18 protein-coding genes are annotated in these 20,657 nt (G+C 63.6%); 12 read left to right on the top strand and 6 right to left on the bottom strand.

Annotation, left to right across the window (positions count from 1 at the left end; genetic code table 11):
- Positions 1-84 precede the first annotated feature (84 nt).
- Entirely contained in the window at positions 85-2,292 is a 2,208-nt protein-coding gene (locus AC07O2_RS25470; RefSeq protein ID WP_495234909.1) for a phosphocholine-specific phospholipase C, read from the top strand.
- 34 nt (positions 2,293-2,326) lie between these two features.
- The gene (locus AC07O2_RS25465; protein ID WP_495234908.1) at positions 2,327-2,974 is read left to right on the top strand and encodes a choice-of-anchor R domain-containing protein; all 648 of its coding nucleotides are present in this window, start codon (positions 2,327-2,329) and stop codon (positions 2,972-2,974) included.
- 8 nt (positions 2,975-2,982) lie between these two features.
- Here AC07O2_RS25465 and AC07O2_RS25460 read toward each other — a convergent pair whose 3' ends face one another.
- Both AC07O2_RS25460 and AC07O2_RS25455 read right to left on the bottom strand, forming a co-directional pair.
- On the bottom strand, positions 2,983-3,654 hold the full coding sequence (locus tag AC07O2_RS25460) for a nucleoside/nucleotide kinase family protein (RefSeq protein WP_495234907.1): 672 nt from the start codon (positions 3,652-3,654) through the stop codon (positions 2,983-2,985).
- A gap of 9 nt (positions 3,655-3,663) precedes the next feature.
- Positions 3,664-4,605, bottom strand: a complete 942-nt coding sequence (locus tag AC07O2_RS25455; RefSeq protein WP_495234906.1) for a TIGR01777 family oxidoreductase — start codon at positions 4,603-4,605, stop codon at positions 3,664-3,666.
- Positions 4,606-4,885: 280 nt separating this feature from the next.
- Here AC07O2_RS25455 and AC07O2_RS25450 point away from each other — a divergent pair, with 280 nt between their 5' ends.
- The 5 genes from AC07O2_RS25450 (at position 4,886) to AC07O2_RS25430 (ending at position 9,936) form a co-directional block, all read left to right on the top strand.
- The gene (locus AC07O2_RS25450; RefSeq protein WP_495234905.1) at positions 4,886-5,713 is read left to right on the top strand and encodes a helix-turn-helix transcriptional regulator; all 828 of its coding nucleotides are present in this window, start codon (positions 4,886-4,888) and stop codon (positions 5,711-5,713) included.
- A 73-nt stretch (positions 5,714-5,786) separates the two neighbouring features.
- The gene (locus tag AC07O2_RS25445) at positions 5,787-6,344 is read left to right on the top strand and encodes a YbhB/YbcL family Raf kinase inhibitor-like protein (protein ID WP_495234904.1); all 558 of its coding nucleotides are present in this window, start codon (positions 5,787-5,789) and stop codon (positions 6,342-6,344) included.
- A gap of 261 nt (positions 6,345-6,605) precedes the next feature.
- The gene (locus tag AC07O2_RS25440; RefSeq protein ID WP_495234903.1) at positions 6,606-7,784 is read left to right on the top strand and encodes a YjgN family protein; all 1,179 of its coding nucleotides are present in this window, start codon (positions 6,606-6,608) and stop codon (positions 7,782-7,784) included.
- A gap of 4 nt (positions 7,785-7,788) precedes the next feature.
- Positions 7,789-8,838 (top strand): M48 family metallopeptidase, encoded by a 1,050-nt coding sequence (locus tag AC07O2_RS25435; protein WP_495234902.1) that lies wholly within the window; start codon positions 7,789-7,791, stop codon positions 8,836-8,838.
- A gap of 210 nt (positions 8,839-9,048) precedes the next feature.
- Positions 9,049-9,936: a VOC family protein gene (locus AC07O2_RS25430; protein WP_495234901.1), complete on the top strand. Its 888-nt coding sequence runs from the start codon at positions 9,049-9,051 to the stop codon at positions 9,934-9,936.
- On the opposite strand, the gene AC07O2_RS25425 is transcribed toward AC07O2_RS25430, so the two are convergent.
- Positions 9,933-10,787 (bottom strand): amidohydrolase family protein, encoded by an 855-nt coding sequence (locus tag AC07O2_RS25425; protein ID WP_495234900.1) that lies wholly within the window; start codon positions 10,785-10,787, stop codon positions 9,933-9,935. The genes AC07O2_RS25430 and AC07O2_RS25425 overlap by 4 nt on opposite strands.
- Before the next feature lie 186 nt (positions 10,788-10,973).
- Here AC07O2_RS25425 and aroQ point away from each other — a divergent pair, with 186 nt between their 5' ends.
- The 3 genes from aroQ (at position 10,974) to AC07O2_RS25410 (ending at position 13,319) form a co-directional block, all read left to right on the top strand.
- Entirely contained in the window at positions 10,974-11,423 is a 450-nt protein-coding gene (gene aroQ, locus AC07O2_RS25420) for a type II 3-dehydroquinate dehydratase (RefSeq protein ID WP_495234899.1), read from the top strand.
- Between the two features lie 9 nt (positions 11,424-11,432).
- The gene (locus AC07O2_RS25415) at positions 11,433-12,266 is read left to right on the top strand and encodes a shikimate dehydrogenase family protein (protein ID WP_495234898.1); all 834 of its coding nucleotides are present in this window, start codon (positions 11,433-11,435) and stop codon (positions 12,264-12,266) included.
- 90 nt (positions 12,267-12,356) lie between these two features.
- Positions 12,357-13,319, top strand: a complete 963-nt coding sequence (locus AC07O2_RS25410; protein WP_495234897.1) for an AEC family transporter — start codon at positions 12,357-12,359, stop codon at positions 13,317-13,319.
- Positions 13,320-13,474: 155 nt separating this feature from the next.
- On the opposite strand, the gene AC07O2_RS25405 is transcribed toward AC07O2_RS25410, so the two are convergent.
- Together AC07O2_RS25405 and nosP are read right to left on the bottom strand one after the other, a co-directional pair.
- Complete coding sequence (locus AC07O2_RS25405; protein ID WP_495234896.1) at positions 13,475-14,671, bottom strand: sensor domain-containing diguanylate cyclase; 1,197 nt, start codon at positions 14,669-14,671, stop codon at positions 13,475-13,477.
- The gene (gene nosP / locus AC07O2_RS25400) at positions 14,607-15,764 is read right to left on the bottom strand and encodes a nitric oxide-sensing protein NosP (RefSeq protein ID WP_495234895.1); all 1,158 of its coding nucleotides are present in this window, start codon (positions 15,762-15,764) and stop codon (positions 14,607-14,609) included. The genes AC07O2_RS25405 and nosP overlap by 65 nt, the downstream gene beginning before the upstream one ends.
- Positions 15,765-16,091: 327 nt before the next feature.
- Between nosP and AC07O2_RS25395 the strand changes: the two genes are divergently transcribed.
- A complete protein-coding gene (locus tag AC07O2_RS25395; protein WP_495234894.1) occupies positions 16,092-18,374 on the top strand; it encodes a coiled-coil domain-containing protein in 2,283 nt (760 codons plus the stop codon).
- Positions 18,375-18,383: 9 nt separating this feature from the next.
- On the opposite strand, the gene AC07O2_RS25390 is transcribed toward AC07O2_RS25395, so the two are convergent.
- Positions 18,384-19,310 carry a LysR family transcriptional regulator gene (locus tag AC07O2_RS25390; RefSeq protein WP_495234893.1) on the bottom strand — a complete coding sequence of 309 codons (927 nt, stop codon included), beginning with the start codon at positions 19,308-19,310 and terminating at the stop codon, positions 18,384-18,386.
- A 97-nt stretch (positions 19,311-19,407) separates the two neighbouring features.
- Between AC07O2_RS25390 and AC07O2_RS25385 the strand changes: the two genes are divergently transcribed.
- The gene (locus AC07O2_RS25385) at positions 19,408-20,460 is read left to right on the top strand and encodes a Gfo/Idh/MocA family protein (protein WP_495234892.1); all 1,053 of its coding nucleotides are present in this window, start codon (positions 19,408-19,410) and stop codon (positions 20,458-20,460) included.
- Positions 20,461-20,657 lie beyond the last annotated feature (197 nt).

Here is a 20,657-nt window from a genome sequence, read left to right as displayed (position 1 = left end):
TGACATGGAGATGTCACACCCGCGGCAGAAGATGGGTCCAGCTTGGCAAACGTTCAACCCAGCCCCTAGAAGAAGGATTCCCCCATGACTTCCATAGACCGTCGCGCGCTGCTGCGAGGCGCTGCAGGCGTAGGCCTGTCCACCGTCTTCCCAGACGCCATCAAACAGGCCTTGGCAATCCCCGCCAACGCTGTGACCGGCACCATCCAGGACGTACAGCACATCGTGGTGCTGATGCAGGAAAACCGCTCGTTCGACCACTACTTCGGCACGCTGCGTGGCGTGCGCGGCTTCAACGACCCGCGCGCCGTGCGCCTCTACGGCTCTGGCAACTCGGTGTTTCAGCAGCCTAATGTGAATTCGGCGGGCGTGACGCAAACCCCAGCCACGCTGCTGCCCTTCCGCCCCGCAGGCGCCGACCTGGGTATGGCGTTTCTGGCCGACCTGGCGCACTCCTGGAAAGACGCCCACGGCGCCTGGAACAACGGCCTCTACGACAAGTGGATTCCGAACAAGACCAGCAAGACCATGAGCTACCTGCAGCGCTCGGACATCCCCTACTACTTCTCGCTGGCAGATGCCTTCACCGTGTGCGACGCCTACCACTGCTCGATCATGGCGTCCACCGACCCGAACCGCTACTACCTGTGGACCGGCTGGGCCGGCCAGAACGGCACGCTGACACCGGACGGCAACGCCACCGGCAGCACGCCCGGCAACGTGGTTCTGGGCAGCAACGGCAATGGCGCCGCACCCTACGGCCCGGTGGTGACGAATGCCGAAGCCGGCTACAACTGGCGCACCTACCCCGAGCGCCTGCAAAACGCCGGCGTCAGCTGGAAGATTTACCAGGACATCGGCGTGGGCCTGACCGCCGAAGGCTACTGGGGCTGGACCGGCCAACCCTACATTGGCAACTATGGTGACAACTCGCTGCTGTACTTCACCCAGTACCAAAACTCCACGCCCGGCCAGCCCCTGTATGACCGTGCCCGCAGCGGCACCAACATCTACAACAACGGCGCCTTCAACAACGGCACGCTGTTCGACCAGCTGCGCAGCGACGTGCTGAACAATACCCTGCCCCAGGTGTCCTGGATTGCCGCACCCGAGGCCTATACCGAGCACCCCAACTGGCCGACCAACTATGGCGCCTGGTACGTCAACAATGTGCTGGCCGCACTGACCGCCAACCCCGCCGTCTGGGCCAGCACCGTGCTGATCATCTGCTACGACGAGAACGACGGCTTCTTCGACCACGTGGTGCCGCCCACCCCGCCCATGACGGCCGCGCAGGGCAAATCCACCGTCAGCACCGTGAATGAAATCTACCCCGGCAACGGCACGGCCAGCTACCCCGCCGGCCCATACGGTCTGGGCGCACGGGTCCCCATGCTGGTGGTGTCGCCCTGGAGCAAGGGCGGCTGGGTCAACTCCCAGGTGTTCGACCACACCTCCATCGTGCAGTTCATCGAAAAACGCTTTGGCGTGATGGAGCCGAATATCTCGCCCTGGCGCCGTACCGTCTGCGGCGACCTGAGCTCGGCGCTGGACTTCTCCATCGCCAGCGCCACCAGCTCGCGCCTGCCCAGCACATCCACCTATGTGCCGCCCGCAAGCGATGTCACCAGCGGCAAGACCTACCCGAATCTGGCCGTCACACCCCCCGCCAACCAGACCATACCGGCGCAAGAACCCGGCGCCCGCCTGGCCCGCGCCCTACCCTACCAGTTGCAGGCCCTGGGCGTAGCGAATGCAGCAGGCCAAAGCTTCGGTATCAGCTTCACCAACACGGGCAGCGCTGGTGCCTGGTTCCATGTACGCACTGCCAACGGCACCGTGGCCGGTGGCAGCACCGGCCCCTGGAGCTATACGGTGGAAGCCGGCAAGAGCCTGGCCGACACCTGGACACCCGCTGCGGGCACCAGCGCCTACGACCTGTCTGTCTACGGCCCGAACGGTTTCTTCCGCAAATTTGCAGGAGGCACAGGCGCATCGGCTGCCAAGCTGACGGTACAAACCGTGTACGACACCATCACTGGCGGCATTTCGCTGGTGGTCACCAATATCGGCACCGCGCCCACCAGCGTCACCGTGGCGGATAAGTACATGAACAACGCATCGCACCAAACGGTAGCCCCCGGCGCCAGCTTCCGCTCGGATTGGACGCTGCAGACCAGCGCGCGCTGGTACGACCTGGTGGTGACCGCCAGCACGGACGCCAGCTTTGTCTGCCAGTGCGCCGGCCACGTGGAAACCGGCAAGCACGGCGTCAGCGACCCGCTGCTCTGAGCTCCTCAAGCCCTTCTTGATGTCAGGAACAACAATGTTTTCCAAACTGAAAATGTCTTTCCGCCAGGCTGCCGTATCGGCTGGCGCCTGCCTGTGCTTCGCCATGGCCCTGCCCGCGCAAGCCAGCGTGGTCTACAACAACATTGACGCTGTACAAAGCGGCTCTGATGCGGTGTACGGCACCGGCCCGCTAGCCAACTCGTTCAACACCGGCACCTATGGCGGCACGCTGAACAGCATCCAGGCACTGCTGATGAACCTGGGCCCGGACCTGAGCTCCAACCTGCAGGTCAGCCTGCTGTCCAGCAACAGTGGAGCGCCGGGCAGCCTGCTGGCGACTTTCGACAGCCTGTCCAGCGCCAGCATCTCTTCCAGCGGGTTTGAAGCCTACCGCTTCTCGCTGGCATCCGGCTACAGCCTGGCGGCCAATACCACCTACTGGATCGAGATTGCGGCAGCCGATCCGAATGCGGTGCAGTGGTCGTATTCGTCCGACTTGTCCGGACTCGGCGTGGCTGGTGAATCGTCTTACAGCGCGGCGTTTGGCGTCAGCCCCAACGACACGGCGGCGCTGGCCGGTTTCGGCCCCTACCAGATGGCGGTCGAGCTACCAGAGCCCGGCTCGCTGGCCCTGATCGGCCTGGGCTTGGTCGGTCTGGTCGTGGTGCGCCGCCGGGCCTGAGCCTGGTTTTAGGCCACCAGCGCGTCGGCCCGCGCGCGGGTCTGCAGCACGATCTCGGCGTTCAACTGGTCGTTCTGCGCCACCCGGTGCTGCGCCTGGGCCACGCTGAAACCCCAGGCGGCCTGGTGTCGCGCCACCAGGCGCTGCAATGCCACGTCCATAGGTACGTCCAGGTACCAGCAGGTATCCAGCAGACCGTCCAGGTTCCAGCCATGTTCGCGGTGCAGCAGGTACAGGCCTTCCAGCAGCACCAGGCGCACATTGGGGCCTATCTGCACCGCGCCTTCCGCCGGGTCACCCACGCTGTGCTCGAAACCAGGCCAGGGCACAGGGGATGCATCGTTAGCCGCGTTACGCACGGCGCGCAAGCGGTCGGCCAGGCCGGCCGGGTCAAAGGTCCAGGGTGAGCCACGCCGGGCCAGGGCCGCATCCGGGTCGGGCATGCGCGCCAGGGTCGCCCGGCTCAGGTGGAAACCATCCATGCCTAAAACCACTGCCGTGCCGGCACCGGCCTCGGCATTCACCGCCGCCACCAGCTTGTCGGCCAAGGTACTTTTGCCCGAACCCGGCAGCCCCACCAGGCCGACGATGCGGCGGCGCGGCCCCGGCACGCGCAGCATCTGCAGCAGTTGATCGACGGGGTCATTGAGTACGGGGGGTGCATTGTCCAAAGTTGCCATATATCTCGCTTACATCTTTCTTTTGCGTTCCAGATCTTGCAGCGCCGCTTCCAGGCGCTCAAACCGGAAATGGTAGCCGTCTGCCAGCAGGCGCCGCGGCACCACGCGCTGGCCTTCGGTCAACAGGCTGGCCTGCTCGCCCAGCACCAGCTGCAACAACGCGGCAGGCACGGGCAGCGCCAGCGGGCGGTGCAATACACGGCAGACGGTGTCGGTGAATTCCTGCTGGCTCACCGGGTAAGGTGCGGTCAGGTTGTAGGCCCCGCTGGGCGGCCTGTAGGGAGTATGGGGCGACTGGTGGAGCTGGGCCAGCAGATGCAACACGCCGGCCACCACATCGTCCAGATGCACCCAGGTCAGTACCTGGTCACCCCGGCCCATGCGCGTGCCAACCCCTAGGCGGAATGGGCGCAGCATCTCGGGCAGCGCCCCCTTCAGGCCCAGCACCACGCCCAGCCGCACACAGACCTCGGCCACGCCGTGGGCGGCCATGCCCTGTGCCGTGTGCTCCCAGCGCTGACACAACTCGGACATGAAGATGGGCTGCGGCGGCGCGTCTTCGCCCAGCGCAGCCATGTCGCCCCGCGCCTGTATGCCGTAGTAACCAATGGCCGAAGCACTCAGCAGCAGGCGCGGCTTGCGCGCCGAGGCCGCGACCCAATCCACCAGGGCCTGGGTCACACCGCTGCGGCTGGCATGCAGCTGCTGCTTGCGCTGCGGCGACCAGCGCGGGCCCAATATGGGCTCGCCCGAGAAGTTCAGCAGCACCTCCGGCATATCGCCCGGCGCCACGTCGGCCAGCCTGGTCACATGGCGCACCGCAGTGCCAAACAAGGCTTCGGCCTTTTCGGCATTGCGCACCCACAACGTGAGCCTATGGCCCTGTAGCAACAGCGCACGGCACAGCGCCTGGCCAAGAAAGCCGGTGCCACCCGTAAGCAGAATATGCAAAGGCGGGACACCAAGGGTGGAACTGTGCGGGGTGGTCGGCATACAACTCCAGAAGGGAACGGACAGGGACTGCCGACGATTGTGGCGCGCCGCACGGATTGCGCTAGAGTCCTAGTGTGGTGTTGCGTGCTTGATGGAATGAATAAAGTCGATGGATTTTTGACCAGGATTAGGCGCAAACCACAACCATAGCTCCGCTATGGCGCGGATTTGCAACGACATTATGGGTAAAAAGACGCAGCTTTATGTTCCAGATAGCGCGCAACACCACACTAGCCCCATGTCCCTCCAAACCGCCGCCCCAGCCACCCCGGATGATGCCCTGCACAGCATAGGCGCGGCCTGCCAGCTATATGAACAGACCGGGCACCGTGTCGCCACCCTAACCCTGCATACCGATCTGCTGGTGTGGGTGCAATCCGGCAGCAAGACCATCCACCACGCGCGCGGCAGCTACCGTTGCGACGCAGGTCATCTGCTGATGGTCGCCAGGAATAGCACCTGGGATGTGGCGAACGGCCCCACCACCCGGCCACGCTACCAGGCCTGCGTGCTGCACATAGAGCCGGAAATGGCGGCCGACTTCCACCAGCGCTATCCGGCCCTGGCAGGTGGCGCGCACGCCGTTCTGGCCCAGGTACTGGCGGTGGATGACAGCCTGGGCCAATCGCTACGGGCCGCCGCGGATGCGCTGGCCGAAACCAGCCGGCTGTCGGCGGCCGTACGCCGCCACCGCGTGACCGAGGTACTCATGATGCTGGCCGAGCGGGGCTGGGTGTTCCCACAGAACAACCGCTTGGGTATGGCAGACCGGGTCCGCCGCATCATCGCAGGGCGGCTACACGCCGACTGGTGCGCCAAGGCGGTTGCCCACGCCCTGCACACCAGCCCCAGCACGCTGGCCCGCCACCTGGCCACGGAAGGAACCAGCATTGCCGCCACCGTGCGCGAAGCCCGGTTGGAGGCAGCTCTGGACCTGCTGCAGTCCAGCGAACTGCCAGTGGGCGATATCGCCCAACAATGCGGCTATGGGTCGCACAGCCGGTTCAGTGCGGCCTTCAAGGCTCGCTTCGGCTTCGCGCCCTCGGTGTTGCGCGAAACGGCATAGCGGCTGCGCGATTCTGGCTAAAGAGTTAGCCTACCCCGGGCCACAGTAGCACCTTGTTTTCACAAGGAGTTCCATGTTCCCCCGTCTAATCCCGCAGGCCGCCGCAGCCGCACTATTCCTAGCCAGCCTCGCCGCGCAGGCAACCCCCTTCACGCTGACCAGCCCCGACATCGCCGAGGGTCGCAGCCTGCCAGATGCCCAGGTACTGCAAGGCTTTGGCTGCAGCGGCGGCAACCAGTCGCCCGCGCTGCAATGGCAAGGAGTGCCGCCCGGCACCCAAAGCCTGGCGCTGACCATGTACGACCCAGACGCCCCCAGCGGCTCCGGCTGGTGGCACTGGGTCGTCTATAACCTACCCGCCGGCACCACCGGTTTGCCCGCCCAGGTCGGCAGCAGCCAGATAGCCTTGCCAGCGGGCGCGGTACAGGGTCGCACCGATTTCGGCACACCAGGCTACGGCGGAGCCTGTCCGCCCCCCGGCGACAAGCCACACCGTTACATCTTCATGCTGCACGCGCTGAAGGTTCCGCACATCGACCTACCCGCCGACGCCAGCGCAGCCATGGTCGGCTACATGCTGCACGCCAACACCATTGCGCAGACCCGGCTGACGGCCATTTACGGACGTTAAAAACAGCCCTCTGACGCATTTCTTCAACTGCCGGCCCCACCACCGAGGCCAGCCCCCCCCCTGCTATCGCAGCAGGGCGTGGACGTGGGCATGACGGACCTGCTCGCACTGTTATGGCCCGACCAGGGCCTGGCCATCCAATTTTGATAGCAGCTTACGCAGGCAGCTACTGCGCTGGAACCTCATTCATTTGTATGAATGAAATGTAAAGAGCAGGCATTTCGACGCTACATTGAACGTATCCAAACGTAAGCGTCCTCCATGACTTCAACCATCGAATCGTCCTTCGATCCCCACTCCACATTGCCGCCAGCGCCCGAACCACGCCAGCTGCGCATCGCCTTCACCGGCTCCGGCAGCGAATACCTGCGCATCTGGATCGTCAACCTGCTGCTCACCCTGGTCACGCTGGGCCTGTACTACCCCTGGGCCAAGGTGCGGCGCCTGCGCTACTTCTATGGCAACACGCTGGTGGACGGTGCAGCGCTGGACTTTCACGGTAACCCCAAGAAAATGCTCAAAGGAACGCTGCTGGTGGCCGTGTTGTTTGGCCTGTATTCGGTGGCTGGCCGCTTCTCGCAAGTGGCCGGGCTGGTAGCCCTGCTGCTGCTGGCGGCCGTCATGCCCGCGCTGCTGCGGGCTTCGCTGCAGTTCCGCCTGGCCAATACCAGCTGGCGCGGCCTGCGCTTTCAGTTCAAAGGGAACATGCCAGATGCCTACCGGGCTGTGCTGCCGCTGTATGTACCCACCATATTGATCCTGGGTTTGACGGTGTTTGCCCCGGAAGTAGACTCCGATAAACCACCTTTATGGATAGGTTTCAGCATGTTGGGACTGGCTCTATTGACCTTGCTGATGTGTCCTTGGTCGTTCTGGAAATTCAAGCAGTACCAGCACGCGCACTACGCTCTGGCCCAATTGCAAACCCGTTTCAGCGCTACCGCTGGTGCTTTCTACAAGCTGGGCGGCAAGATGTTTGGCTGGGGCATGCTGGCGGCCTTAGCACTGCCATTGATCGGCGTGGCGGTGTTCTTCGCCACCAAGCCACACTTCAACAAAGGACCTTTCCAGGCAGCCTTGATCGGCCTGCTACCTTTGCTGTTGATGCTGGGACTCTTGATCGCCATCAAGCCCTATGCCGTCGCCCGCTCGCAAAACCTGGTGTGGAACCACACCGGCAATGACGACCTGCAGTTTCACAGCGATCTACGCTTCAAGCCCATGTTCTGGCTCACGCTGAAGAATTGGCTGCTGGTGCTGATCACTCTCGGGTTTTACTGGCCGTTTGCGGCCGTGGCCATGACCCGCATGCGGCTGCAAGCCGCCAGCATCAGCAGCCGCATTGAGCCGGACACCCTGGTCGGCCACCGCGTCGGCAGCGGCAGCGCGGCGGTGGGCGATGCAGCGGGCGACTTTCTGGGCATAGACATCGGGCTGTAGCCGTATGCAGGCAGACTACTTCGACGGCATCCACGCCCGCGCCCACCCGGTCACGTTGCTGGTGGCCGATGGCAAGCTGCACATCCAGGGCGACGGCATCCAGCGCAGCCTTGCGCTGGCCGGCGTGCGCTGGCCCGAGCGCACCCGCCACGGCATGCGCGTCACCCAGCTGGCCGAAGGCGGCGAGCTGCACTGCGCCGACTCCGCCGCCTGGGATGCCTGGAGCCGACAACAAGGCCTGACCGAATCGCTGACCGTACGCCTACAGCAAAGCTGGCGCGGCGTAGTCGCCAGCCTGCTCACACTACTAGCGTTGCTGGGCGCACTACACATCTGGGGCCTGCCCCTGGCCGCGCAGGCTTCGCTGCTGGTGCTACCGCACAGCGTGGACATCGGCCTGGGCGAGGTCACGCTGCACACGATGGATACGCAGCTGATGCGACCCAGCCAATTGCCGCTGGCCGAGCAGGCGCGCGTGCAAGCTGCATTTGCGCAGGCCGTGGCCCATCTGCCGGCCGAGGATGTGCCTGAATGGCAGTTGGTGTTCCGCTCCAGCCGCATCGGCCCCAACGCGCTGGCCCTGCCGGGCGGCACCATCATCATGACCGACGAACTGGTCTACCTGGTGAGCCGCGATACCGATGTATTGACGGCCGTGCTGGGCCACGAGATGGGCCATCTGCAACACCGCGACGGCGTGCGCATGCTGGTGCAAACCACACTCTTGGGCACCGTGGGTTCGCTGCTGCTGGGCGACTTCAGCAGCCTGCTGGCGGGCACCACCGCCCTGCTGGGCCAGGCCCACTACTCGCGCAGCGCCGAGCACGAGGCCGACATCGCCGCCGTCCGCTTGCTGCAGGCCGCAGGCATACCGCCGGCCAGCATGGTCACGCTGTTCGACCAGCTGACCGCCGCCCGCAACCAGAAGAAAAGCGCCGACGGCAAAGAAACCGACCAGGACGATGTAGACAACTGGCTGGGCATTGCCTTCGCGTCCCACCCGCCCGATGCCGAGCGCGTACGCTTCTTTCAGCAGGCCGGAGCACGGCCTTAGTATTTACAAGAAAAGTGCCGCTGGCGCAGAAAATACCTGCGCCAGTAGCTACTGAATCCATAGCACCAGGCCATAGCCACCGCTACACAAAACATAGCTTCTTGCGTAGCTAGTACCTGCGCCAGAGCCTCATTTCATATAAAAGCCCGGACCACACGGCGGCACGCAAACACTGCCAAAATGCGTGTCCTTCCATCCAAGCGCCCCACCATGAGCATTACCTACAACCGTACCACCGAAGACGTGGGCAATATCGTCGAGTTTGGCCACGTGAATGTGCGCGTGGCCAACCAGCAGCAGGCCATCATCTTCTACGCCATGGGCCTGGGCCTGACCCGCGACCCCTACCAGCGCACCGGCATCAGCAATGCCTGGATGAACGTGGGCAGCTGCCAGTTCCATCTGCCGGTGGGCAAGCCCGAGGTGCTGCGTGGCGTGGTTGGCCTGGTGCTGCCGGAGCTGGACAGCCTGGTGCAGCGGCTGCAGGCCGTGGCCCCGCTGCTGCAGGGCACGCAGTTCCGCTTTGAACAGCACGGCGATGTGGTGGACACGGTCTGCCCCTGGGGCAACCGTATCCGCGTGCACGCCCCGGACCCGGCGCGCTTCGGCCCGCTGCGCTTGGGCATGCCCTATGTGGAGGTGGACTGCGCACCTGGCACTGTGGCCGGCATTGCTCGCTTCTACACCGAGGTGCTGGCCGCGCCGGCGACGCTGGGCACGGATGCGGACGGCAACTTTGTGCGCATTCCCATCGGTCTGGCCGAGAGCCTGGTGTTCCGCGAAACCACGCGCACCCTGCCGCCTTACGACGGCCACCATGTGCAGATCAGCGTGGCGGATTTTTCAGGGGTGCACCGCCGCCTGCTGGCGCGCGGCCTGGTGACGGAGGAAAGCGACCAGAGCCAGTACCGCTTCCAGGACATCATTGACCTGGACACTGGCCGCGTGCTGGCCACGCTGGAGCACGAGGTGCGCAGCATGCGCCACCCCATGTATGCGCGCCGCCTGGTAAACCGTAACCTGGACAACGGCCCCGACAGCTTTGTAGGCGGCTACGAGGAAGCCGCGTTACGGCTACCGCCCACCGCTGCGAATTAGCCAGCGCTTGCGTCCCAGCCCAACAGGCGGCGGGGCGTGTCCCACATCAGCGCCTGGCGCGCCGCCGCGTCGGGCACCAGCTTGTCGAACAGGGCCAACAAGGGGCCGTAGTCCACCCGCGCCGGGGCCCGCAGAAACGGCCAGTCCGAGGCCCAGACCAGGGACTGCGGCGTATAGGCCTGCAGCAGCGCCTGCACAAACGGCCACATGTCCGCATGCGGAAAGGCCTGGCCCGAGCTTTTCACCAGGCTGGAAAGCTTCACGCAGGCGCGGCCCGTTTCGGCTAGGCCCAGCAAGGCCTGAAATCCGGCCTGGCCCACGCCCGCCGCCGGGTTGGGCCGGCCGCAATGGTCAAACAGCAGGCGCGCGCCGCTGTCCACCAGCATGGGCTTGAGCGCTACCAGCTGGTCCTGCTGCACCTGCACCTGGGCCCACAGACCGAGCGAGCGCAAACGCTCCAGCAAGGGACCTATGCCCTGGTAGAAGTCCACCCCCAGCAGCGCCGGGTTGAAGGCCACGCCGACCACGCCCTGGGCCTGCAGGTCTTGCAACTCACCCAGGCTGGCGTCGCTGCGCACCACCACCACGCCCTTGTAGCGGCCCTGGCCCCGGGCCAACGCGTCCAGCAGGCAACGGTTGTCCAGGCCGTAGCCGGAGTTGGGACCGACCAGCACCGCATGCTGCACGCCGTGCGCGTCCAGCACAGCGTCCAACTGCTCGGCCGTGGCCAGCTCCTGGCCGGACGGCCGGTAGGCGGTGTCGGGCTGAAAGGGAAAGCGCGCCGGGTCGAATACATGCACATGGCAGTCCACCTTGGGCTGGGCAAACGGGTTGGCGGGGCTTGTAGTCATAAGTCATCTCCTTCACCGGACAGTGTGTGGCGGGGTTGGCCTGGAAACTTGGAGAGAACCCAGGGAAAACCCTTTATTTTGAAAATGAACCATTTAGTACATTTTTGGTCATTCTAGCGATAACATGCAGGGTTCAACACCCGCATCCACCTCCGCCCGACCGGCCCCTCAACCCAAGGAACTCCCATGCGCATCCTCGTACTCCACGGCGTCAACCTGAACATGTTTGGCAAACGCGATCCCAAGCAATACGGCACCACCACGCTGGACCAGATCAACACCAGCCTGGTGGCCCTGGGCCAGGAGTTGGACGCCACGGTGGAGCATTTCCAGACCAACCACGAAGGCGCCATGTGCGAACGCATCCACCAGGCCTACGCCGACAAGGTGGACGCGGTGCTGATCAACGCCGGCGCCTGGACGCACTACAGCTACGGCATCCGCGATGCGCTAGCCATCCTGCCCTGCCCCATCATCGAGGTGCATATGTCCAACATCCACGCCCGCGAGGAATTCCGCCACCACTCGGTGTTCGGTGAAATCGTCAAGGGCCAGATCTGCGGCTTTGGCGCCGAGAGCTATCTGCTGGGCCTGCGCGCTGGCGTGTCTGCTGCACAGGCAGCGCAGAAGGCCTGAGGACGCACCATGATTACCGGCAAAACCGAGCTCATCGCCCACATCGGCTTCCCTACCCACGCCTTCAAGGCGCCGATGATCTACAACCCCTATTTCGACCAGGCCGGCATTGACGCCGTGGTCGTGCCCATGGGCTGCAAGACCGAGGACTACCCCACCTTCCTGCGTGCCGTGTTCAGCCTGCAGAACATCCGTGGCGCGCTGATCACCATGCCGCATAAGGTCACCACCGCCGGCCTGCTGGACGAGGTCTCGCCTACGGCGCAAATCGCCGGCGCCTGCAACGCCGTGCGCCGCACCGAAGACGGCCGCCTGATCGGCGATATGTTCGATGGTGAAGGCTTTGTGCGCGGCGTGCTGCGCAAGGGCCAGAACCTGACCGGCATACGCGCCCTGGTGGTAGGGTGCGGCGGCGTGGGCTCGGCCATCGCGGCCTCGCTGGCGGCAGCCGGCGTCAGCACGCTGCAGCTGTTCGACGCCTACACACCGTCCATGGAAGGCCTGGCCAGCCGCCTGCGCCAGCACTACCCCGCCTTGCTGGTGGAAACCGGCTCCAACGACCCAGCCGGCTGCGACCTGGTGGTCAACGCCACGCCCATGGGCATGAACGAGGGCGACCCGCTGCCCATGGACGTAGACCGTATCGCCCCCACCGCCTTTGTGGGCGAAGTGGTGATGAAGGCCGAGACCACCGCCTTCCTGGCCGCTGCGCAGACACGTGGCTGCCGGGTGCAGGTGGGCACGGACATGCTGTTCGAGCAGATCCCGGCCTATCTGGAATTCTTCGGCCTGCCCAGCACCACGGCCGAGGTGCTGCGCGAAGTCGCCACGCTGAAGTACTGAAGCTACGCCCCTGCACAGGCTGGGTCTGTCTATTTTTGACAGTTTGACAGTCCCGGCCCGTACGTCCCCTACCGCCACATCACCCCAAGCATGCTGCAAATCCTGGCCATCACCACGCCGATCTACCTGATCATCGCAGCGGGTTTCCTCTCTGTGCGCTTTGGCCTGTTCAACAAGCCCGATATGCGGGTGCTGGGCCGCTTCGTCGTCAACTTCTGCCTGCCGGCGCTGATCTTCAACGCCCTGTCCAAGCGCCCGCTGGGCGAAGTGCTCAACGGCCCCTACCTGCTGGCCTACGCCGCCGGCTCACTGACCGTAGTGCTGATCGGCATGCTGGTCGGGCTGCGGCTGCGCCGCCAAAGCATGCCGCTGGCCACCATGCAAAGCCTGGGCATGGCAGCATCCAACAGCGGCTTTGTGGGCTACCCCATCGTGCTGCAGCTGCTGGGCCCCACGGCAGGCGTGGCCCTGGCCCTGACCATGCTGGTCGAGAACCTGCTGGTGCTGCCCCTGTGCTTCGCCATGGCCGACAACGAAGGCCAGGACGCCGCCCAGCGCTGGCACCACACCCTGCTGAACAGCCTGCGCAACCTGCTGAAAAACCCCTTGGTGCTGGCCATACTGGCCGGCTTTTGCTTCTCGCTTTTGGGCCTGCAACTGCCCGCCGTGCTGGCGCAAACCGTGCAAATCGTGGCCACCGCCTCCAGCCCGGTGGCGCTGTTCGTCATCGGCGGCAGCCTGGTCGGTTTGAAGCTGGCCGGTGTGCGCCGCGACCTGGCCTGGGTGGCCTGCGGCAAGCTGTTGCTGCACCCGCTGGCCGTATTCACCATGCTGTGGCTGCTGCCCGCCGGGCTGGTTGTGGCGCCCGAGCTGCGCATCGCCGCCGTGCTGTTCGCCGCCATGCCCATGCTCAGCATCTACCCGGTGGTCGCGCAGAAATACGGGCTGGAAGGCTTCACCGCCGCCGCCCTGCTGGTGGCAACCGTCAGCTCGTTTTTCACCATCAGCAGCCTGCTGTGGGCCATGCACCATCTGCTGGGTTGGGTGGCCTGAGCTTGGGCGCTAAATCGGCCTCTACATAACCCATTCGTTCTGGGCGAATGGACGGCCGCTGCGTAGCAACAATACGCACCTCTCGCCAGCCTGGCAGCGCCACTCTGAAGATCCTAGGCAGGCTACAGACAAAACAACCCTTGAGAGGGGGCTGGCTAATCCTCTTTGTCCGCGACCATGACGCAATTGCGGCCGGCCGCCTTGGCCGCATACAACGCTCGGTCAGCGGCACCCACTAAAGCTTCGCCGCTGTCACCATCGCGGGGAAACGTGGCGACTCCAAATGAAGCAGTGACTTCAATCAGAGAATCGGCATAAAGTACTGGCGCACCTGCCATCGCACCGCGCAGTTGCTCGGCTCTATCTACTGCGGAACCCTGCGCCGTATTTGGCATGACCAGCAAAAACTCTTCCCCGCCGTATCGACAATAAATATCGCTACCCCGAGCATGTTGCTTCATCAAATTGCCGAAGATCCTCAGCACCTCGTCACCCGCCAAATGTCCATACTGGTCATTGACACGCTTGAAATGGTCTAGGTCTCCCATGACCACGCTGACGGAATACGCATGGCGCCGGGCCGCGACAAGTTCACGTTCCAAGGCTGTCTCCAGGTAGCGGCGGTTATATAGACCGGTCAGAGGATCATGAATGGCCAGCTCGCGTAACTCCTCCTGCAAAGCCCGAAGATTGCTTTCAGCACGGGTTCGTTCGCTGATGTCCATGAGCACGCTGATGAGCTGCCGTTTCCCTCCAACATCCATCCCACTGCCATGGTTTTCGACAATTATTTCAACTCCGTCCTTGCGCAAGCCACGGAATGTGTAGTGAACACGGTCAACTTCTCCACACTGCCGTTTCCGAACGTTTTCTGCAACCAAAGGGCGGTCTTGTTCGACCACAAAGTTCGTGGGGGCCAATCCCACAACCTCGTCTTCTGAATAGCCAAAAATTTCAGCGAACTTGGCATTGGCATAGCTGATGACTCCGTCCTCGACAATGACAATGCCCACCAAAGACATGTTTGCTAAACCACGAAATAGTGTCTCCGACACTCGCAGGGCGCGATTGATCTTCTCATTTTCACGTAAGGCAAGCTCCAGTTCCTGCGTCCGGCTATGCACCAATTCCTCCAGCATGACGGTGTTCTGAAACAAGCCGTAGTCGGAGCCAAGCGTGCTGGCACTACGTTCCGCACGGTCCATCAACGCACGGATGATTTTGTTCAGGCGCGCAATTTCCCCCCTCAAGGCATCGTCGCCAGAGCCCGTCTGCGTTGCCACTTGGTCAGGCATCGGTGCTCCCATGCTCATTGGCGCCAATGGCAATACCGACAAAAGTTTGGGTGACATGCACACCATGGTATTGCTCACCATAGGTATTGAAGCCGATGACATGGTTGTCCACCAGGACTTCGTTGATGCGATCTTTCTGTTGGTGTGACATTTCAAGTCTGCGCCATATGCAGTCGAAACCCAGAACCAGTTGCGGTGGACCGATTTGGCTGCGTACCCGCGCAAAGGCTTGCTTGAGGTTTTCCTCGATATCTATGCCCTTCGCCGTTCGTAGCACAAGGCCACTTTCTATGGCGCAAAAGAAGGTCAGACTGCCATCGGGATTTGCTTTCTGGATGGAGCGCACGTAGTTTGCTCCATTGATCACCACCACCACAGGGTTGGCGGCAAAGCAGGCGGAAGTTAGGTCATTCGCATCAATCCCTAACATGCGGGCATATTCCTGTGCCGCTGGCAAACCGTTGATCTCCATCACCAAGCGACGCGCGGGGTCGGCCTCGGTGACCACCATTCTTTCGTCGGTAGCGACAAAGTGCTGCGTCTTGAATAGCTTGAACGGCAGCCGCGTATTTACCAACACCAACACCGAGCTATCCAAATAAAACTGACCCTGAAAATAAACATGCGTGTTGCGGAATTTGAGGTTATTGCCTGTAGAACCGCCAACCAACGCAATATCACCCAGGGCCCTCTGCAATGTATGGGTCACAAGCTCCTCACGTGCCGACATACCATCAATCAGCATAAAGGCAAAACTGTTGCTCGCGTCCGCATGTGGAGCCTGGGCTTCCAATGCTTGCAGCAGAGTCTGTACAGTGGAATATCCCGTACTACTGGTGAATTGCTGCAAGCGGTCAATGCAACCACTGACAGCATGGAATTCGCTGGCAGAAAAGCTCACCCCGCTCAGGCTACGCTCGCGGTAGCCTTGGGGCCCAATTTCACCCGCAGTGGTACACCCCACGACTTGAACCCCGTCAAACAGCCGCCGCATTTCTGCGGCAACCGACTCCAAGTCGTAAGTACCAAAGCAAAAGAAAACAACGAGAGCAATGTTTTCCTGGACGACGGCCTGATGGAATTCGCGCACAGCCTCGACCGCGTCTACAGCACAGGACTGCGCCCTGCGGATGCTGGTTTGAATGCCCATTTGTCCAGGCTCCTTCGTTGTCTCCATCACATGTCTAACCGCATCCCATTATGGTTGAGGTCATGATTTTGATTGGTGATTTATTTCGAACTGTGGAAGCATGGATGAAGCTTGGCCGAATAGCCTCTCATTGGATATACCCACCAGCAAAGTTTCCACAACATCGTGTTTGGGCCGGCTGCACCGGCTACATTCACCGCTGCAGCATATCTCCGGCAGCCCTTGCACAGCTGTAGGGCCAATCAACACGTGTCAATAGAAGCAGCACCTATTTCAATAGATGAGCAATGGCTAGGCCCCAGCACGCATGCGCGCGCGCGGCTACCCATGAGCCTGCTGATTTCCTTGCTGTTCCATGCGCTGCTACTCAGCTTGACCTTCAACGGCCAGGAAGACGGACTGCCGGGTTTCGGTTTCCCCTGGGAAGAACGACGCGGCGCGGTACCGGCACTGCGCATCGTGCTCGATGCGGCGGAGCCCTCTAGCACAGAGCCTCCACAGGACACTGGGGCCAGCACCGCAGAGCCCGCAGGTACAACACCCGTGGCACCACTCGCCCGCAGTGCTGCCATAGCCGAAAGCCCACGAACGGATAACCAGCCCACGCCGCCCCCCGAGCCCACAGACACAATCGAAACAGCATCGACGCCCCCCGACGGCGCCACTTGGATCGCGCTGCCGACGCCCGCACAAGAGACGGTGCAGCAAGAGGCGGAACACCTGAAGGCCAAGCAGCAGGAAGCCGCCCAGCTAGCCCGGCAAGAAGCTGCCCGCCAGGCCGCTGCGGTAGCCGAAGCCCTTCGACAGGAGGCACGGCAAAAGGAAGCCGAGCGTCAAGCCACAGCTCGCCTGGAGGCGGCCCGCGCAGAAGTCGCACGCCTGAAGGCTGCGCAACAAGCCGCCGCCCTCGCAGCGACACAGCAGACACAACAGGACGAGGCCCAAGCCGCGCGCGCAAAAACGACCAGGCAGGAAGCAGAACGCCAAGAGAGCTTGCGCCAAGACGCCCTCCGCCAGGAAACGGCCCGGGTCGAAGCCACGCGCCAGGAGACGCTACGGCAAGAAACCAGCCGCCAGGAAGCCGCACAGGCCGAGGCCGTACGGCAGGCCGAGGCGCAACAACAGGTCCTGACCGTCGCCCGCGCCGAAGCCGAGCGCTTGGAAACCGCCCGAGTCGAAGCTGCCAAGCACGAGCGTGAACGCCAAGAGGCCGAGCGCCAGGCCAGCGCACGCCAGGATACTGCGCGGCTAGAAACGGCCAGGACCGAGGCCGCCAAGCAGGAAACCGAACGACTGGAGGCAGCCAAACAAGCCGCCGCACGGCTAGAGGCAGCCCAACAAGAGGTCGCAAATGCCGCCAAGGCGGCACGCGCCGAAGCCGAACGCCAAACCGCTGCACACCAGGAAGTTGCACGCCTGGAGGCTGCGCGGGCCGAAGCAGCCAAGCAAGAAACCGAGCGCATGGAAGCCGCCAAGCAGGCGGCCGCGCGCCAAGAGGCAGCCAGGATCGAAGCCGCGCGCCGGGAGGCAGAACGCCAGGCCGCTGCCAAGGCAGAAGCCGAACACCTGGAAGCCGCCAAGGTTGAAGCTGCGCGGCGGGAAGCCGAGCGCCAAGCCGCAGCCCGGCAAGAAGCCGCCCGGGCCGAGGCTGCCAAGCAAGAGGCGGCCCGCCTGGATGCCGCCAAGGTAGAAGCCGCACGGCGGGAAACCGAGCGCCTGGACGCGGCAAAGCAAGAGGCCGCCCAGCAGGAAGCGGCCAAAACCGCCCGCGCCGAGGCCGAACGCCAAGCTGCCGCGCGCCAGGAGGCGGCAAGGACCGAGGCAGCCAAACAAGAGACAGCACGTACCGAAGCGGCCAAGCAGGAAACTGCACGCCAGGAGGCCGCCAAAGCAGAAGGCTCGCGACGCGAGGCAGAACGCCAAGCGGCGCAGCAAGAAGCGGCAAGGGCCGGAGCCGCAAAGCAAGAGGCAGAACGGCAGGAAGCCGCGAAGCAGGCGGCGGCGCGCCAAGAAGCTGCCCAGCAGGAAGCGGCCAACGCCGCTAACTCAGCAAAGGCTGAAGCCGACCGCCAGAACGCAGCCCGCCAGGAAGCCGCGCAGGCCGAGACCGCCAAGCAAGAGGCAAAACGCCTGGCGGCCGAACAACGCGAAGAAAAACTCAAAGCCATAGGACGGCAGCTGAACGAAGAAGCCGATAAGCGCGCGGCTGCAGATGCCGCACGCGCATCCTCTTCCTTGCCATCGTCCTGGAGTAGCGCGCGCCGAGGCCGCATCTTCGGCCGCAGCGATGCCAACGAGGAAATGGTGCGCTACGCAGAAGCCTGGACCCGCAAAATCGAGCTCAACATGACCTATGACGCAGCAGTCCGCCAAGTCGTCAAGCAACCCCATGCCGATCCCTTGGTGCTGGTGGCCGTTCGAAGCGATGGCTCGGTGGAGTCGGTAAGCTTTGTCATCTCCAGCGGCGTGCCGGCCATCGACGAGGCGATCCGCCGCATCATCTACGGCCAGGCGAACTACCAGGCCTTCCAACCTGCCCTGGCCCGCGAGTTCGACGTGATCGAAATCCGCCGCACCTGGTACTTCGACATGGCGATACGGCTGTATTGAGCAGCAGCCTCAAGCCCCAAACACCTCCAACGCAAACGCCCCCTGCTGCAGCTGCTGCACCAGATAGTCCACGCAGACCTTCAGCTTGGCTGAATTGCCCAACCGCGTCGCCGTCACCGCCCACACATTCGCTTGCTGGTGGTAGGCCGGTAGCACGCGCTGCATGCTGCCGTCGCGCAGCCGGCTAGCCACATCCCAGCTGGAGAGCAACACGATGCCATGCCCGTCGACGGCCCAGTTGTGCACCGCATCGCTGTGGTTGGACCCCAGGGTGCTGGTCACCTTGACCGACTCTGCGCCCTGCGGGCCCTGCAGCCGCCACACGCCGTAAGCCTGGTCGCGGTCGCGGAACAGCAGGCAGTCGTGCTGCGCCAAATCGGCCAATGTCTTGGGTGTGCCGCGCCGCGCCAGGTAACTGGGCGCGGCGCACAGCACGCGCACGCTGTTGGCCACAGGGTGCGCCACCAGATAGGGTTCGCTGATGTCGCCCACGCGGATGTCGACGTCAAAGCCTTCGCCCAACACGTCGACCCGGCGGTCTACCAGCTCCAGCCAGATGTCCAGCGCCGGGTACAGGCGCTTGAGTTGCGCCAGGATGTGGCCCACATGGTTGCGGCCCAGGCGCAGGCTGGTGCTGATACGCAGCGTGCCCGAGGGCGTGGTCCGGGTGCGGCCCACCTCCTGCGTCAGGCTGTCGGCCGTGTCCAGCACCTTGCGCGCCCACAGCAGCGCCGTCTCACCTTCATCGGTGATCGATACCCGCCGCGTGGTGCGGTGGAACAGCGCCAGCCCCAGGGCCTGCTCCAGCCCAGCCACGCGTTTGCTCACATAGGCAGGGGAAATGCCCAGCTCCACCGCCGCGGCATTGAAGCTACTGCGCCGGGCCACGCAGCAGAAAACCCGCAGGTCGATGAGCTCCCACTGCATATTCACCATTGATTATTCACCATTCGTTAATTGTGAATCATGTTCTGCGCTAATTACAAATAGATGGGTTGTGAGTAGCATGCCGCATTCCCACACCAGAGGCAGCATGACTTCTTCCCCCAAGCTCCGTATCGCAGTGGCCGGCGCCGGCATGATCGGCATGGCCCATATCGCCGTGCTGGCGCGCAGCCCGCGCTGCGTGCTGTCGGCCATCGTGGACCCTTCGCCCGGCGCAGTCGCCATCGCCACGCAAGCCGGCGTGCCGCTGTTCACCTCGCTGGCCGATCTGCTGGCCCAGGCCCGGCCCGACGGCGTGCTGCTGGCCACGCCCAACCACCTGCACGTGCCGCAGGCGCTGGAATGCATCGCCGCCGGCATGCCCATCCTGCTGGAAAAGCCCATTGCCACCACCCTGGCCGAAGGGCTGCAGCTGCAAAAAGTGGTGGAAGACACGCAGGCCCGCGTGCTCATAGGCCACCACCGCGCCCACAGCCCCATCATGGCCAAGGCCAAGCAGGTGGTGGACAGCGGCCAACTGGGCCGCCTGGTCAGCGTGACCGGCAGCGCCCAGTTTTACAAGCCCGACGACTACTTTGCCAACGGCCCCTGGCGCACCCAGGTCGGCGGTGGCCCCATTCTCATCAACCTGATCCACGAGGTGCACAACCTGCGCATGCTGTGCGGCGACATCAGCGCCGTGCAGGCCTTTGCCAGCAACGCCACGCGCGGCTTCGCGGTGGAAGACACGGTGGCCATCAACCTGCGCTTTGCCAACGGCGCACTGGGCAGCTTCATGCTGTCCGACACCGCCGCCAGCGCCCGCAGTTGGGAGCAAACCAGCCAGGAAAACAAGGCCTACACCACCTACACCGACGAAGACTGTTACCACATCGCCGGCACCCAGGGCAGCCTGGCCGTACCCACCATGCGCATCAAAACCTACCCCCGCCCCGAAGACCGTTCGTGGTGGAAAGAGTTTGAGGTAGGCACTATCGGCATGGTGCGCGACGACCCGCTGAAGCACCAAATGAACCACTTCGCCGACGTCATAGAAGGCAAAGCCGCCCCCCTGGTCAGTGCCCGCGACGGCGTGCAGAACCTGCGCGTGACCGAAGCCATTGCGGAAGCCGCCCGCACGGGGCTGGTGGTGCAGGTTTAGGCTGTCTACGCCTTCTGGTCGCCCGGTTCATTTGCTACTGAAATCGCAGCTGTTTGCGTAGTTATCTTGTGCGCCGGCGGTCGATTTGGCTTGTAGCTTATTTGTGCTTGTTGGCGCCACTGGCATCCCCGGCCGGGAGTTCGCCCCGGCGGGCGAGGTACTTCTTCTTTGCTTCGCCAAAGAAAAGTACCCAAAAG

Source organism: Rhodoferax sp. GW821-FHT10B06 (assembly GCF_059415605.1).
This window is presented reverse-complemented; position numbering and strand designations above follow the sequence as displayed.